We start from the raw sequence: 14,341 nt of genomic DNA, 5'->3' as shown, positions 1-14,341 counted from the left end.
GACATGCCACTATTTAATTATGCTCTTATTTAAGATAGAAAAGGCTGCGCTGTACGGGTTCATTGCTTGAAGGTGTGCTCTGTATTCTTCCGCCGCTTACGGCTGCGCAGCCAGCGCTGAAGTGGATTCTCCTGCTTGCGCTGCCGTAGCTCCTCCTTCAGGCCTGTAATCAGCAACTCGGATCGCTCCTTGTCCTGCCTTCCGGTATTACGCAGCTGTCTAATAAATTGGTCATCCATCTCATCATCATCTCCATATGATTATCGATAAGAATATCGGCGTGCATGTCAGCGTGAGGACTCAATCAGACATAAAATTGCTATTCGACTTCAATTCGACTTACAACTCAATAACAATACATGCTCCGCATATCTCTTGGTAACAGAACGCGATAGCCTCTGCAACGCTTACCGATCTCTATTCTGGAATCGGGTGTAGTTTTTTAGTATATTATATAGAACACACGTTCCTTTATCAAGTCAATCATGGAAGAGCTAGGAAGATGGATGGCAGCCATCGTGAGAATGAGGTGTCTAGACCATAAGAGCAAGAATGAGGACACACGCGGACCTCATCCCTGCTAGAATAGACACATCAGATGGATCAATCATCACACAAAGAGGAGGGGGACCATGGGAGAGGCAGTACTGTCATTTGAGGAGATGTGGGAGCGAATTATGGCTTGTGACCGTCATTATGATGGCATCTTTTATACGGCAGTGAAGACTACCAGAATATACTGCCGTCCCTCCTGTCGCTCCAGAAAGCCCAAGAAAATGAATGTGGAATTCTACCCGAATATGCAGCAGGCAGAGCAAGCAGGCTATCGTGCATGCAAGCGATGTCAGCCTGATCAGGCGGATTCACCAAGCGTTACTCTTGTCCGCCAAGCCTCTGCATTTCTGATACAGAACTACAAGCGGAGGCTCCTGCTGGAGGATGTAGCCGCGCATGTTGGCGTGAGCCCTTTTTATCTGGACAGGGTGTTCAAGCTGGAGACGGACGAGACACCAAGGACATTTCTGGAGCAGATACGAATAGATAAGGCGGCTTATCTGCTAAGGCATACGCAGCGCTCCAATCTGGAGATTGGCTACGATTGCGGCTTTCAGAGCACATCACATTTTTACAAGGCATTTCGTCGTCTGAAGCATTGCTCACCAGGCGAATACAGGAGGAATTCTAATGAATGTAACCCAAGCCTCATGGATTGATAGACAGGAATATATCGAGATTATACCGCCGCTGGATTTCAGCTATAGCGAATGCCTTGTATTCTTAAGTCGATCGGACGAAGAGATCATGCATACCATACAGGGGGAAGGCATCTATAAGGCATTATCCTTATCAGAGCGGTCGGAACCTGGTGAAGCAGACAGTATGCTGCTATTGAAGATTACCTACTCGAACCACCGCACACTTCATATAACATTTCCAGAGCAGGAGCCGAGCGCTGTTGAGCGGGCACTAGCCGCGCAGTATGTCATCGAATGGTTCGATCTGGACAAGGATCTGGCTGCGTATTATCAATTGGGCGCGAACGATTCGCTGCTGGCTCCATTGGTCGCGCGTTATCAAGGACTTCGGGTTATCGGCATTCCCGAGCTGTTCGAGGCCTTGGTGTGGGCAGTGGCTGGTCAACAGATTCACCTTGGACTTGCTTATAGAATGAAGCGGAATCTGGTGCAGCAGTATGGAAGAGCTATCCACTTCAATGATAAGCAGTGCTGGTTATTCCCGGAGCCAGCGGAGATTGCCGCTCTGGAGCCGGAGGATTTGCGTCCGCTGAAGTTCACGACCCGCAAGGCCGAATATATTATCGGCATTGCCCGGGAGCTGGCAGAAGGCTCATTGTCCAAAACGGAGCTGCTACAGCTTGGCCCACAGCAGGCACGTGATAGGTTGCTGGCGATCCGGGGTGTAGGTGCATGGACAGCAGATTATGTGCGAATGAAATGTCTGCGTGATCCTTCGGCCTTCCCCATAGCGGATGCAGGACTGCATCAGGCCATGAAAGCCCAGTTGAACCTACCGCATAAGCCTGAAATGGCCGAGCTTGAGGCATGGGGCGCCCGCTGGACAGGCTGGCAGGCCTACGCTACATTTTACCTTTGGAGGTCACTATATGATGAACGTGGATAAGCTGTATTACGAATCACCGCTCGGTGTTATTGAGATTCAAGGTACAGAGGAGGCAGTGCTCTCCATTATGTTCGTTGATGATCCTGCGTCGATAGATATGATGAGCGGGATGGAGGGAGCGCCAGGGGCACTGCAATTATGCGCAATCCAGCTTGATGAATATTTTAAGGGGCAGCGGCAAGTCTTTACTATTCCCTATAGGGTACAAGGGACGGAATTTCAGCAAAAGGTGTGGACAGCGCTGGGTACGGTTGGCTACGCCGAGACATGCTCCTATCAGGACATTGCCGATCAGATCGGCAACACCAAGGCGAACCGTGCCGTTGGACACGCGAATGGCAAGAATCGGCTGAGCATTATCATTCCCTGTCATCGGGTTATCGGCTCGAACCGTAAGCTGACAGGCTATGCTGGAGGATTGTGGCGCAAGGAATGGCTCCTGCAGCATGAGCAGTCCTTTGCCTATGCTGATAATACGGTTAGTACCAAATAGGTGCATTTTGCCAGAGCTGTCTCATCCAATAATTGACGAATTGACCAAATCCCCTATATGATGTTCATAACATTGATAATAATTATCAATATCAACTGGATTGAACAATGCTCAGGGGAGGACTCTTTCATCATGACGGAGAATCTGGAATTATATGATCTGACCATTATTGGCGGCGGCCCTGCGGGGATGTACGCGGCTTTTTATAGCGGAATGAGAGATATGAAGACCAAGCTGCTGGAGGCTCAGGAGGAACTTGGTGGACGGATGCTCATTTACAAGGAGAAGATGATATGGGATGTGGGTGGTGTACCGCCGATCCTCTGCAATGATCTTATAGGACAAATGCGTCAGCAGGCGGAGACATTTGAGCCGACGGTTGTGCTTGGACAGCATGTCAAGCATCTGGAGCGCTGTGAAGACGGGACCTATATTCTCGTCACAGAAGCAGGGGAACGGCATTGGACCAAGACGATTATTCTGGCAATCGGACGTGGAATTCTGAAGCTGGCCAAGCTGGAGCTGGACGGGGCTGAGCGGTATGAAGTGACGAATCTGCATTATACCGTAGAAGAGCTGGAAGGCTTTCGTGGTAAAAAGGTGCTGATCTCTGGCGGTGGCAATTCGGCTGTAGACTGGGCCAACGAACTGGAGCCCATTGCAGAGCAGGTCACTGTAGTCCATCGTCGTGCCGAATTCGGCGGCCATGAGAAGCAGGTGGCTCGTATGAAAAATTCCTCGGTAGCCGTGCTTACTCCCTATGAGGTGACCCAGTTAAGCAGCTCAGATGGTCAGTCAATCGATCAGGTCCGTATTGAGCACAAAGAATCTGGCGATCAGACAAGCCTGCAGGTGGATGCCGTGATCGTCAATCATGGTTTAGCCTCCGACTTCAGTGGCATTCGAGATTGGGGGCTGAACATGGATGATTGGTTCCTGTACGTGGACGCCAAGCTGCATACGAATCTGCCTGGGATTTTCGGAGCAGGTGACTTTGCTGTCTACGATAGCAAGGTTAATCTCATTGCGGGAGCTATCACCGATGCTGTACTGGCTGTCAACAGCGCCAAGCTGTTCATCGACCCGGAGGCCCCAAAGAAGGCTTATGTATCCTCGCATAATGAGCGCTTCAAGGAGAAGAATAGATTGCTGGGTGTCATAGAGGAAGACTGAATTACATAAGACAAGACATGCCCGCAAGTCTGGAATAAAGTCCAGCTGCGGGCATGTGTGTGTATTGTTCAGGAAATTAGCGTAATGTGAATGGCCTATGTGTAAGATTTAGATGCAGAACCCATGTGAGAGGGAGAGGTGCATAGCTAACGTGAAAGCTACTGTGTGAGCACGAGTGCAATCCGATTATTTCTTGCTTTTCTGCTTGTTGCGTGAGATCAGTGAGCGCAGTAGCTTGATGCTGCTGGCGAATTCCTCATCATTCAGCATGTAATACGTGCTGACCTCCCACTTGCTCCCATCCTTCAAATGAAAAATATAAGCGGGAAACCTCGGTAGCATCCATTTTTGGAAGGACGCTCCCCTGTAATCGAGTCTGGCTACAGCATTCCAGGGGACTGAGCGTACACCGTCTGTGATCTGATGCTCATCATATATGAGCAGACGGGTATCCTTACGTAACCATTTGCTGGCCGATGCAACAAGATAGCCGCCAAAGAACGGAATGCCCAGCATCGCTGAGCTAATGCAGAAGAAAATCTGGATCTTGGATATTTCACGATCCCAAAATACAATCAGCACAAGTAATATACAGACAACCACGAATAGCATACTGCCCATCATTTTCCAAAATGCTAGCGATTTGCGATAGCTGATATTATCCATGAAGCTCTGTTTTCTGCCGGAATGGCTCGGTGAAATCAGCGATCAGCGCCCTCCACTCCGGCTCCGTGACGCTCTCGATGCGGAGTGCTGGAGGTGCCTGCATGTCAGGCTCGGTGTTGCGTACCACCCAGATATCATTGCTTCCTTGCAGAAGGAAGAGTAGCCCTGTGACGGTTGGTCCATCTGTATCGGAATCATCATAGATCATCCGGCTCAGATTATCGAGACTGTTCCCATTGTTGTGAAAGTCTTTATGCCAATTCAATAGCACCTGCTCACCCTGCTCGCCAACATTCCAATCGGAGGTCAGCTTCATTGTAAATCCAGGGGACGTTAGCTGTTCCCATTGTGCTTCGGTAAGACTCACGCCTCGGTGATCGGATCTGAAGGCAAGAGGGCGGAGCCCAAACACTTCATTAATCTGGCCATACCACTCATCAGGAGAGGACCACCGGAAGAAGTGCAGCTCATTGTTGCTGGATACATGATAGAGGTATTTACCCTCTTGCTCATGAAGTGTCAAAGTATGTTCCTTCGTCTGATTGTCTCGATGTCCTCGCAGCATGCTCCGGCTCTGGGCCATATGAGCGAGCATCCCGACGATTTCAGGATCAAATTCGATCTGCTGCTCTTCCTCATTCAGGTCTGCGATGAAGCCCTTGGACATCAAGCTGTGTGTAGCTGCCTGAAAGAGCAGTTCCCAGCGGTCCTCGCTCAAGTCACCATAGTAGGATTTGAGGAGGCCTGAAGCCATGTCCTCTGCGCCAAGCGCAGTTAACATGAACCCTAATTCCTCCAGTGTGAGTACAACGGTTGGATTCTCCATGTCATTCTCCTTCATACATTTTCGTATTATTCAAACAGGTAAATTGTCGCCAATTGTATATCAAATGTGAGGTTTGAGCTGCCTTAGCACTATTTGAACAGCTTGCTGGCCCAGCGAATGCCACTTTCCGCTAGTTTCGCTGCCTTGCCGCCCAAATAGCTACCAACTGTGCCCCCGACGTAGGAGCCTACAGCAGCGCCTATGGGGCCACCGATAGCAGCGCCAATGCTGCCGCCGACAACCGCACCACCATAGGTAGAGACGGTCTTAATCGCTACATTCGAAGCGGACACAGCAACATCAGTACCTGTGATGGTGCCATTTTTTATTTTGCCAGCGAGGTTAATGCCCTCACCGACAATATTCATGGTCGCATTGATCGGATACAGCTTCTTGGCGATCATGCCGGGTATTTTTTTGGTGGCGATCCCGTAGCGTCCTTTCTCGACCCCCACGATGACATTGCGCGTCCATTGCTTGAAGCTGTTCGCCTTGCTGAAGCCAAGCCCCAGCTTGCCGACCTGTAGCTTGCCTGCGAGTCGGTCGAAGCCCTTCAGTCCCTTCATGATCAAGCCAGGTTTGGCAAATTGGCGATTCAATGTTCTTCCAAGGTTGGCCATGAACGGATTATTACCCTTGCCCTTAACCCAGGCAGCATTATGAATGACAGTACGTGTCGGATTTTTGAGGCTTGTCTTGAAGTGGACAGTTTTGCTCAGAACCAGGGAGGTAGCTAGCCCGGAGTAGATAGCTGTTCCCCAGAAGGATAGATTGCCGCGCACCGCATTCAGATCCGAAGCCCCCTGAATTGTGCGGTCCACAGCATCGGGACCGGATGGAGCAGCATTGCCACTTCCTGGATTCGGAGCATTCCCGGCCTGAGCGCCGATCCCTGCCCCCTGCTCGGCATCAGTCTCGCTGAACTTGACAGCGATGGAATGCAACTGGGTGCTGACCGAGGCGACAGTCTGAGTGAAGGATGACATTTGAGATTGTGCTCTTTGGAAATCGTGGTAAAATCGCTCTTGCGTTGCTCCTGCCCAGCCGCTCTCTAGCATCTGAATATGCTGGGAAAGACGTCCGCAGATTTCAGCCCCCATCTCACGGGCCTGCGCAAATTGCTTGGAGACCTCCTCCAGACGCTCGGGGGGGACCATAATTTTCGTCATGTTCTGCACCTCTTATAGACTGGAATGTAAACAACAATATGAATATTTTAAGGGAACTCTATCAGCGTTGGCAAAACCTAGCGACCAATTTCGGCCAAAATTAAGCCGTAGGTATGAAATAAGAGCATATGAATGGGGATAAGGTCGGATATATAGTGCCTGTTCATATATACCCATAGAACTGTAGAATTAACCGGAATGCTGTGTCATGTATTCGAAAAAAGAACGGCCCCAAAGGGAGCCGTTAAGAAGGATGTTATCTGAGGAATGATAGTCAGATCAGACGGTATCCAGAAGGCAAATCGCCACTACTACGAATATTCCGTATCTGGGTAAGTGTAAGTCGCTGGTTGGTGGCAATCAGAGATTCCACATCATTGCCGTTGATATAGTCCTCTAGGTCGCTGATGCTGTGGTTGCCACGCAGCACGCGGAAGTTGCCTCTGAAGCGGGTTCTCGTGAACAGTACAAGAGTAGCATTGCTGTTGGTCGAGAAGAAGCGCAGGCTCTCAATTCCGTCCAGGATCGCATCGGTATTACGAATGCCAAGATTACCTGTGTATACCCTGCTACGCCCTCTGTAATTCTCATCCTCATACACCGTAAGGCGAGGGTAAGTCTGTGAAGCATGAACTAGTTTTCTCATGTGATCATTCCTCCTTCACAGCCATACTATGTGAACTTTCCAGCTTTGCATGGATGAAGGTCCTATCAGAATGACCCATTTTATATGAAAATAGAGTTATCCGTTGCTAGATACTAGAAAAGCAAGCCCCATGATAAGGAGGTCATCCTCTCATTGGACTTGCTTAAGGTTGAGAAGTATAGAGCTTTGTAGCTATACTTGGAATTACTTGGATCAATCCTTGTGTAGGGATTGGGATGTTTTATGTGATTGCTTTATTTGGCATCCAACCACTGCGATCCTTTCCAGTTCAGCTTGCCTGCACCAGCACCGCTGGAGCTAATCAATCTGGATTTCAGCTTGGAAGGATCATCAGGTGTATAGCTATAAGGCAGCTTGCTGAAGCCTGTCCAGGCGAACTTAATGGCGGATGCTGGCACTGGAGAGAGCGGGCTCTTGGAATCTTCACTGCCTCCGCGGAAGGTAACGCCATTCATGGTGTAGATGGTATCCAGCACCTGGATTTTACCAGTGTAGTTGCTCTTCTTAGCATCCTTCTGATTGTTGCGCACAGGTGATGAGACATCGTTAATGACGGATTTCTCTACGAGCACAGAGCCACCTTCAGTAGAGATTGCTCCGTTGCTCGTTACGCCAAAGTGGAAGCCTTTATCGGCCAGAGCCTTGTCAATCTTCGAGGTGATCAGTTTTTTTGCTTGCCATGCATTGCCGTTATCCATCACGATATTGTAGGCGTGGACGTTGCCGCCGCGTAGACGAGGCATGCGATCCTGAACATCCTTGTAGTAGTTATGGTGCAGCGTCACTTGCAGATCCTTGTTATCGCTAGCGAACTCATTGGCACCAACCAGATGGCCTTTCTTTTGGCTGGCAGCAACAGCCGCAATATCCTTCGTGCTCAAGCCTTGGGATCTTAGCAGGTTGTACATCGGATATTTGGAGCGACTGGCCTCCAGTTCCTTAATTTGCTGGTTCACCCAGCTATTTGAGTTACCATTATCACCGAGGAAGGCAGACCAGGAGATCGTGACACCTGTGCTACCTTTCTTTACATCAACCAGTCCATCGTATGCTTTATTAAAAGTACAGTGATCGATCCAGATTTTATGGCTTTCCTCAATGTTGATATAGTCCCAATCGTTGCGGTCATAGTCGCCCTTGGTCGCTTCATCCCACTCCCATAGCTCGTCGAACTCCAGATTGCGGATAATAACGTTTTGGCTCCGCTTCAATGTGAAGCCCGCATGCTTGATCTTGGCTCCGTTGGAGGAGAAGATGGTCAATCCATTAAATCCGTCAATGCTGATTTTGCTTACACCAGTCTTCTTCAGCACAGGATGCGTGAGCGGAGTCGCATATTGCGCAAAAGCACTGTTCTTGGCAGCTGAAGGAATCTCATTCCAGCCCAGATCGAGATCGTTCATGATCTCGACAACTTTATATCCCGAGCCCTTTTTCAGCGCTTTGGCCAAATCCGTTGCATTGTATACCTGGATGTATTTGGAATTGCTCTCGGCAACGACACCTCCACCAGTGGTGCCCGCTGCGAATCCGGCTACTCCATATTCACTGCTGCTGGCAGCAGCCAGGGAAGTAAGCAACATGTCCTCCGTCAGGGCAGGAATCTCTCCGTAGGTTGCATCAATGACGGAACTGGAGAACTGGTCTGTATTCACAGTCTCAACTTCAAGCTCCGCTGCGTTGGTCAAGCTAGTACTGCCAAGCGACAGTACCAAAGCAAGTGTAGTAGCTGCACAAGCCAGTTTTTTAATTTTATTACCCCAAATCATTTCTTTACCTCCACAAAGTGTATTATTTTCACAAATTATGTATCGGACCATTTTTTTGCAATGTTTATAGTGCTAAAGTTTCAAATTTGTATTAATTTAGAATTTAACCCTTTTATTAAATGTTAAAATCCAGTGAGTCGCTTGTAAATGCGGGCTTTATTGATTACCAGCGTAGGAAAATGGGTTCTGAGTTTATCTATGAAATAGCCAGTATGCTCGGGTCCGTATGCATAAATCCTCTATCATTTTCATGATTATGCATGGTTCAATAATGATAATTGTGTGCAGAGGGAGCCTGTGACACCAAAAAACCGATGCCCCTTTGTGATGAAAGGATGCATCGGTGATGGAACCATTGTATGGAATAGTGTATGTTCAAGGCTGTCTAAAGCTAAGCTGAAGCTGCACCAGCTCTGATCTGCTTCCGGTCCGAATCGGGGGTCCCCAGAAGCCGTAGCCAGAAGAGACAATGGAGTGAAATGAATTTTTCTGCAAATATCCCCAGTCATTCTCGTATATTGCCCCAGTGATGAGATGAAATGGGGCGATCTGTCCGCGGTGCGTGTGACCAGAGAGCATGACGTCAACCCCTTGCTGCCCAGCAATATCCAGGTCATAGGGCTGATGGTCCAGTAACAGTACAGGCTGAGTGAGATCCACGCCAGCGATCAGCTCAGACAGCTCTGCCCGATCATCATCGGTACGATCCTTGCGCCCGATCAGCGTCAGATTATTTCCGATCTGTATGGACTTGTCGTGCAGCACCTGAATGTGACTTTCCTCTAGTGATTCGATCAGCTCCTGCGTAGAGTTCTTATCCTTGTCGTGGTTGCCCAGTACAGCATATACGCCAAGAGGTGCCTTCACCTCTGCTATAATCTTGTCAATGCCTTTATTCAAATACCCGCTTAGGTCGTCATCTATAATATCTCCTGCATAAAGAACAAGGTCAGGCTGGAGCGCCTGAATCTCCTCGACCATTTTGCGAGCATGTGCAGCTCCGGATAGACCACCATAGTGCATGTCTGACACCATGACAATATTGAGATCATTCAGGTCGCCCGCAGGTTTATCCAGCTGTATTTCATAATTACGGACGACAGGACTGTATGCATTGAACGAGCCATAACTCATAAGTCCAAGGAAGATAACTAAAGTAGCAGCACCTGCCCACTTGTGCAGCTTATGATGGCGCAGGCGGGTTAGACGGATCAGCCACAGGCTCAGATGCACGATGGGGAGGAGTATAATCAGTAAAGAGAAGGCTGCCATCCAGTAGGAGCCAATCACGCTCAGGAATGCAGCGTTGCCAAACAATCTGCCCAGAATGAAGGAAGAGGCGAGAAAGATAATGGCAATGATGTACAGGATTCTGAATCTGGCAGATACGACAGGCTTCATCCAGCTCCAGCCGCTCCAGCCTATGTAAAATACTAATAAAGCGTAGACTAACAGCATAGCAATTCCGATAAATGCGAACATGTATGTGACAGACCTCCATGCACTTGCCCCTAGGGCAAGCTGTTTTTCATGTGTTGTGTAGTAGATGTACCAATACTCTATTTATTTATTCCGATCTCAACTCTCATTAGCCTCCTGCCAGATTCGTGTCTATACTTATAGTATAACTGCTAGGAGCATCAAAATAAAAATTAGTCGTAACTATACTAGATACAGGCAGTAGAGAGGCGAATATGCTGTATTTTGAACTAGGGCATCATTTGGAATTGTGGCATAATAAGGAATCTATGGTGCGAGCTAATTCAATTCATTTTGGAGGAATCTTATTAATATGTATACCGATCCGAAGGGAAATGCTTATAAGGAGCTTATTAAATATGCGATCCAGCGTACACCACAGTTCATGCTAGGAGTGGGCGGATATTCAACCTTTAGCGGAGATGATTATCATAATATACAGCCCCCGCCCCCAGAGCTACTGGATAGGCTTCAGCCCTATCTATTGGACGTGCGGCGGGTTACACACGAGGAGGTAATGGCAGCTATTGAAAATGGGGAAGTGGGATCCCTATTGGACCACGGTATGAGTGGAGCAGGAGAATTCTATTACTATCGTTGCTGTGAGGCATCAGGTCAAATACTGGCAGAAGCGGTGCACGGACTCTATGATTGGTGCTCGCCGCTTCCAGAGGATCTGACCTTTCTGAACGAGGATGGTACGCTCTTCCTGGGCTCGGTTGCCCATGAACGAATGGGAGTTCTGAATGTAGAGTACAGCGAGAGAAGAGAACTTATGTCCCGGATACAGGGCCTGTTCCTGAGGCTACCAGAACATAAGGAATTCGATTGCTATCTGGACGATGCCATCCAGCACCAGACAGACTGGCTGGAGATTCAGGGGTACGAGCTTACCGAGCTGCCAGTCCGTATTCGTGAGCTGCAGCAGTTGAAGCATCTGTCTGTGTTTGAACAGGATCTCGACAGGCTGCCTCCGGAATTATTCGAACTGACAGGCCTGAAGAGTCTTAGTATTATGTCTGCCGAGCTGGTCGAGATTCCGAAGGAGATACGCAAACTGAAGCAATTAAGGGAACTCAGAATCTATGGTGGGAGCTCGGATCGTCCTACTCCAGGCTGGCGCCCCAGACCGAAGGAAGAGCTGCCATTACGAAGTCTTCCTGCCGAGATTGGAGAGCTTAGCAGACTGGAATTTCTGGAGATCACCTACAGCGGGCTCCGTGAGCTGCCACCTGAGCTGGAGAGTCTGCAGAAGCTGAAGTATTTGTCTATTCATTCGAGTCTGATGGAGAAGGAGCCAGACTTCCTCGGGCGAATGAAGTCACTGGAGCATGTATCCATCTCCACGAATCCTCTTGGGATAGGCGATTAATACCATCGCATAGCACCAAGCAACTGTTGCCTCAATGGGGACGTAGGACGTAGAGCCAGCTTCAGCCTCAAGGCAGAACATAAAAGCGATCAGCCCACGTCCCCCCGTCCTAGACGTCGGATTGCCAAGGTACTTAGAGCAGCAATGTAGAGAATGCACATCGTGTAAAATCCTAGCATAGTGCCGGTGGCTAATGCTTCCTGATTCAACGCTCCCATCCCAATCGTAAGCAGGGAGTGGGGAAATAACAGACCTAGCTTGAGCACATACAAGCCCAAGCCTATGATGCATGCGGATAGCCCAATACCTATGGGCACAGCAAAGCTGCGAATACGCATGGATAACGAAAGCTGCATACTTCCGATCGCCATTCCTGCCACCCATCCCCGGAATATCCAGCTGGGCCATTCAGCGGGCATCCCGGGTGGAAGTCCGATCCATCTTCCCCCGGCATAATACAGGATAAGGAATAGCAACTGGACATATCCGAGGAATAGAGCAAGCATCAACAGCTTGGCAAGCCAAATGGACGCTCGACGGATTGGGGCGCTCAGCAGCAGCTTCCAGTTCTCGTTGCTGTGCTCCAGTCTTCCCAGATAGGAGGCCCCGATGGCAATGAGTATAGGAAAGAAGAATTCACCGTAAAACAATCCCACCTGAGACCAGAGACTGTACCATTCGTTCTGCAGTACGCCTTGGTTCAGCATGAAGTTTGCGCAGCCGATCAATACGCTCACCAGTGGCAAAGCTGAGAGAAGTATCCATATTCCTGAGCGTCGCTGCTTCATCCATTCTGCGGTAATACAGCGCAGTAGCATGATTTTATCGCCTCCTATTTATATTGCCTGGATAAATGTATGTGGCCGGCTGTGTATAGCAATGCTGTACCAAGCAGCAGTCCAATGATTGTGGGTAAAGTATCCGGAACATGCCGGATGATGAATTGCAGCTGCTCGTCTACGTAGCTGCTGGTTACCGGGCTAAGGACGGTGTAATACGACCAGATCCACAGAGAACGAACCGACGCTGGGAATAATTCGGCAGTCATTCCTAGGCAAGCACCCAGCATGCCGAGACAGAGAGCCCATGCTTGATTACGGACGACTAAGGACACCCATTGCTGAAGGGCGAGTACAGTCGCCGTGGTCAGCACGGTTCCACAGAAAAAACGAAGCAGCAGCACACCTGGGACAGGCTCATAGCTGTCGATCATCCAACCAAAGAGGAGCATCGCACTGCTTTGCAGTATACATATCCCCAGCATGATGCTGCAGAGGCAGAGGTATTTCGCAGCATATAGCTGCCCTGGACGAATGGCCGAACTTAGTAGTAGCTTCCAGGTATCGCCCTTGTGCTCCATATCACATATCCTGGAGGCCATGATGGCTGAGAGCAGCGGCAGGAGCAGACTGTTCATGGAGGCTACCAGCAGAATCAGGGACGCCCATACATCAACCTGTGGATTCCGTGACATAGACATGCTAATGGCGGAGAAGGCCCAGCCTACTTCAATGATGAGCATACCGATGCCGAAGAGAAGAACCCCCCGACGTCGTAGCTTGAAAAATTCGACCCTCAGCAGCATTAGCATATCGGCTGCCCCTTTCCGGTCCATTCCAGGAAAATATGCTCCAGCGATTTCTTACGTTCCTCAATCCTCAGCACATCAATCTGAGCATGGACCAGATAGCGTACAATCTGGGAAATCTCGTCATCGCTCAGTAGCCCCAGAATCAGACCGCGCCCTTGATCATCTGTGAGGGCATTCATTCCGTGCGTATGTAGCAGCCTCCGCGCAGCGGCATCGTTACGGGTGTGTAGGAGAATATCAGGTCTGCTGCGCTCCTGAAGCGCCGCTACGCTTCCTTGAAAGATAAGAGAGCCATGATGAATGATGCCTACGGAGGTCGCCAGCTGTTCAATCTCGCTCAGCAAGTGACTGGATATAAGAATCGTCATTCCATAGCGTGAGGCTAGAATCTGGATCAGCTCACGCATTTCCTGCATCCCAGCCGGGTCCAATCCATTCGTGGGCTCGTCCAGAATCAATAAGCGAGGTGAGCCTACAAGAGCCATAGCGATGGCTAACCGTTGCTTCATGCCAAGCGAATAGTGCCCCGCCTTTTTGTGCTGCTGACGATCTAGCCTGACCAATTGTAGTGCATCCTTCACTTCCTGATCGGAGCCATGTCGTAGCTGCTGAACGACCTTCATATTTTCCAGGCCAGTAAGATGGCTGTAATAGGAGGGAGATTCAATCAATGAACCGATTCGGCGAAGGATGGATTGGCGTTGTCGGGCCAGATCCTGTCCGAAAATATGTACCTCTCCTGCTGTAGGTCGTGTCAGTCCGAGCAGCATTTTCAAGGTCGTCGATTTGCCAGCCCCGTTCGGTCCCAAAAATCCGTAAATCTCGCCTTCTCTAATCTCCAGGTTCAATTGATCGACCACGGTTGTGCGGCCGTATTGCTTGGTCAGCTTTCGTGTTGACACAATAAGACTCATCGGTGCTTCCTCCTGTCCTTGTTGGTCTCTAAGAAGATGGTTCAAGTGTAGCTGACGGCCCTGACAGGAGCCTGAGCACA

Annotated in this window: 15 protein-coding genes; 5 read left to right on the top strand and 10 right to left on the bottom strand. The window is 49.4% G+C overall.

The window, feature by feature from the left end; genetic code table 11:
• Positions 1-59 precede the first annotated feature (59 nt).
• Entirely contained in the window at positions 60-239 is a 180-nt protein-coding gene (locus tag D328_RS0110185) for a hypothetical protein (RefSeq protein WP_018884896.1), read from the bottom strand.
• Between the two features lie 393 nt (positions 240-632).
• Between D328_RS0110185 and D328_RS0110180 the strand changes: the two genes are divergently transcribed.
• The 4 genes from D328_RS0110180 to D328_RS0110165 all read left to right on the top strand — a co-directional run bounded on the left by D328_RS0110180 (position 633) and on the right by D328_RS0110165 (position 3,808).
• Positions 633-1,214: a bifunctional transcriptional activator/DNA repair enzyme AdaA gene (locus D328_RS0110180; protein WP_018884895.1), complete on the top strand. Its 582-nt coding sequence runs from the start codon at positions 633-635 to the stop codon at positions 1,212-1,214.
• The gene (locus D328_RS0110175) at positions 1,186-2,142 is read left to right on the top strand and encodes a DNA-3-methyladenine glycosylase family protein (protein ID WP_018884894.1); all 957 of its coding nucleotides are present in this window, start codon (positions 1,186-1,188) and stop codon (positions 2,140-2,142) included. The genes D328_RS0110180 and D328_RS0110175 overlap by 29 nt, the downstream gene beginning before the upstream one ends.
• Positions 2,126-2,635, top strand: coding sequence for a methylated-DNA--[protein]-cysteine S-methyltransferase (locus D328_RS0110170; RefSeq protein WP_018884893.1), 510 nt, complete (start codon positions 2,126-2,128; stop codon positions 2,633-2,635). The genes D328_RS0110175 and D328_RS0110170 overlap by 17 nt, the downstream gene beginning before the upstream one ends.
• Positions 2,636-2,767: 132 nt before the next feature.
• The gene (locus D328_RS0110165; RefSeq protein ID WP_018884892.1) at positions 2,768-3,808 is read left to right on the top strand and encodes an NAD(P)/FAD-dependent oxidoreductase; all 1,041 of its coding nucleotides are present in this window, start codon (positions 2,768-2,770) and stop codon (positions 3,806-3,808) included.
• A gap of 186 nt (positions 3,809-3,994) precedes the next feature.
• Here the strand turns inward: D328_RS0110165 and D328_RS0110160 are convergent, their stop codons facing one another.
• From D328_RS0110160 to D328_RS0110135, 6 genes are all read right to left on the bottom strand, one after another.
• A complete protein-coding gene (locus D328_RS0110160) occupies positions 3,995-4,474 on the bottom strand; it encodes a hypothetical protein (RefSeq protein ID WP_018884891.1) in 480 nt (159 codons plus the stop codon).
• Positions 4,467-5,300, bottom strand: coding sequence for a hypothetical protein (locus D328_RS0110155; protein WP_018884890.1), 834 nt, complete (start codon positions 5,298-5,300; stop codon positions 4,467-4,469). The genes D328_RS0110160 and D328_RS0110155 overlap by 8 nt, the downstream gene beginning before the upstream one ends.
• A gap of 89 nt (positions 5,301-5,389) precedes the next feature.
• Positions 5,390-6,469, bottom strand: coding sequence for a WXG100 family type VII secretion target (locus D328_RS0110150; RefSeq protein WP_018884889.1), 1,080 nt, complete (start codon positions 6,467-6,469; stop codon positions 5,390-5,392).
• Between the two features lie 274 nt (positions 6,470-6,743).
• A complete protein-coding gene (locus tag D328_RS0110145) occupies positions 6,744-7,115 on the bottom strand; it encodes a hypothetical protein (RefSeq protein WP_018884888.1) in 372 nt (123 codons plus the stop codon).
• A gap of 254 nt (positions 7,116-7,369) precedes the next feature.
• Complete coding sequence (locus D328_RS28755; protein ID WP_018884887.1) at positions 7,370-8,905, bottom strand: pectate lyase family protein; 1,536 nt, start codon at positions 8,903-8,905, stop codon at positions 7,370-7,372.
• A gap of 375 nt (positions 8,906-9,280) precedes the next feature.
• Positions 9,281-10,387 carry a metallophosphoesterase gene (locus tag D328_RS0110135; RefSeq protein WP_018884886.1) on the bottom strand — a complete coding sequence of 369 codons (1,107 nt, stop codon included), beginning with the start codon at positions 10,385-10,387 and terminating at the stop codon, positions 9,281-9,283.
• A 310-nt stretch (positions 10,388-10,697) separates the two neighbouring features.
• On the opposite strand from D328_RS0110135, the gene D328_RS28750 reads away from it, so the two are divergent.
• Positions 10,698-11,756 (top strand): leucine-rich repeat domain-containing protein, encoded by a 1,059-nt coding sequence (locus D328_RS28750; protein WP_018884885.1) that lies wholly within the window; start codon positions 10,698-10,700, stop codon positions 11,754-11,756.
• Positions 11,757-11,845: 89 nt separating this feature from the next.
• Here the strand turns inward: D328_RS28750 and D328_RS0110125 are convergent, their stop codons facing one another.
• Genes D328_RS0110125 through D328_RS0110115 form a run of 3 tightly spaced genes read right to left on the bottom strand, consistent with a single transcriptional unit; the run spans position 11,846 to position 14,261 of the window.
• The gene (locus D328_RS0110125) at positions 11,846-12,574 is read right to left on the bottom strand and encodes an ABC transporter permease (RefSeq protein WP_018884884.1); all 729 of its coding nucleotides are present in this window, start codon (positions 12,572-12,574) and stop codon (positions 11,846-11,848) included.
• Positions 12,575-12,588: 14 nt separating this feature from the next.
• On the bottom strand, positions 12,589-13,347 hold the full coding sequence (locus D328_RS0110120) for an ABC transporter permease (protein WP_018884883.1): 759 nt from the start codon (positions 13,345-13,347) through the stop codon (positions 12,589-12,591).
• The gene (locus tag D328_RS0110115) at positions 13,341-14,261 is read right to left on the bottom strand and encodes an ABC transporter ATP-binding protein (protein WP_018884882.1); all 921 of its coding nucleotides are present in this window, start codon (positions 14,259-14,261) and stop codon (positions 13,341-13,343) included. Before D328_RS0110115 ends, D328_RS0110120 begins: the two co-directional genes overlap by 7 nt.
• Between the last annotated feature and the right edge of the window lie 80 nt (positions 14,262-14,341).

This window comes from Paenibacillus massiliensis 2301065 = DSM 16942, from assembly GCF_000377505.1.
Taxonomy (GTDB): Bacteria; Bacillota; Bacilli; order Paenibacillales; family Paenibacillaceae; genus Paenibacillus; species Paenibacillus massiliensis.
Note: the sequence above shows the minus strand (reverse complement) of the source record. Positions and strands in the feature narration are given on the sequence as shown.

Excerpts from the sequence above, each read along its gene's own strand:
- D328_RS0110185 (WP_018884896.1), bottom strand. The coding sequence starts at position 239 with ATGGATGACCAATTTATTAGACAGCTGCGTAATACCGGAAGGCAGGAC.
- D328_RS0110180 (WP_018884895.1), top strand. The coding sequence starts at position 633 with ATGGGAGAGGCAGTACTGTCATTTGAGGAGATGTGGGAGCGAATTATG.
- D328_RS0110175 (WP_018884894.1), top strand. The coding sequence starts at position 1,186 with ATGAATGTAACCCAAGCCTCATGGATTGATAGACAGGAATATATCGAG.
- D328_RS0110170 (WP_018884893.1), top strand. The coding sequence starts at position 2,126 with ATGATGAACGTGGATAAGCTGTATTACGAATCACCGCTCGGTGTTATT.
- D328_RS0110165 (WP_018884892.1), top strand. The coding sequence starts at position 2,768 with ATGACGGAGAATCTGGAATTATATGATCTGACCATTATTGGCGGCGGC.
- D328_RS0110160 (WP_018884891.1), bottom strand. The coding sequence starts at position 4,474 with ATGGATAATATCAGCTATCGCAAATCGCTAGCATTTTGGAAAATGATG.
- D328_RS0110155 (WP_018884890.1), bottom strand. The coding sequence starts at position 5,300 with ATGGAGAATCCAACCGTTGTACTCACACTGGAGGAATTAGGGTTCATG.
- D328_RS0110150 (WP_018884889.1), bottom strand. The coding sequence starts at position 6,469 with ATGACGAAAATTATGGTCCCCCCCGAGCGTCTGGAGGAGGTCTCCAAG.
- D328_RS0110145 (WP_018884888.1), bottom strand. The coding sequence starts at position 7,115 with ATGAGAAAACTAGTTCATGCTTCACAGACTTACCCTCGCCTTACGGTG.
- D328_RS28755 (WP_018884887.1), bottom strand. The coding sequence starts at position 8,905 with ATGATTTGGGGTAATAAAATTAAAAAACTGGCTTGTGCAGCTACTACA.
- D328_RS0110135 (WP_018884886.1), bottom strand. The coding sequence starts at position 10,387 with ATGTTCGCATTTATCGGAATTGCTATGCTGTTAGTCTACGCTTTATTA.
- D328_RS28750 (WP_018884885.1), top strand. The coding sequence starts at position 10,698 with ATGTATACCGATCCGAAGGGAAATGCTTATAAGGAGCTTATTAAATAT.
- D328_RS0110125 (WP_018884884.1), bottom strand. The coding sequence starts at position 12,574 with ATGCTACTGCGCTGTATTACCGCAGAATGGATGAAGCAGCGACGCTCA.
- D328_RS0110120 (WP_018884883.1), bottom strand. The coding sequence starts at position 13,347 with ATGCTAATGCTGCTGAGGGTCGAATTTTTCAAGCTACGACGTCGGGGG.
- D328_RS0110115 (WP_018884882.1), bottom strand. The coding sequence starts at position 14,261 with ATGAGTCTTATTGTGTCAACACGAAAGCTGACCAAGCAATACGGCCGC.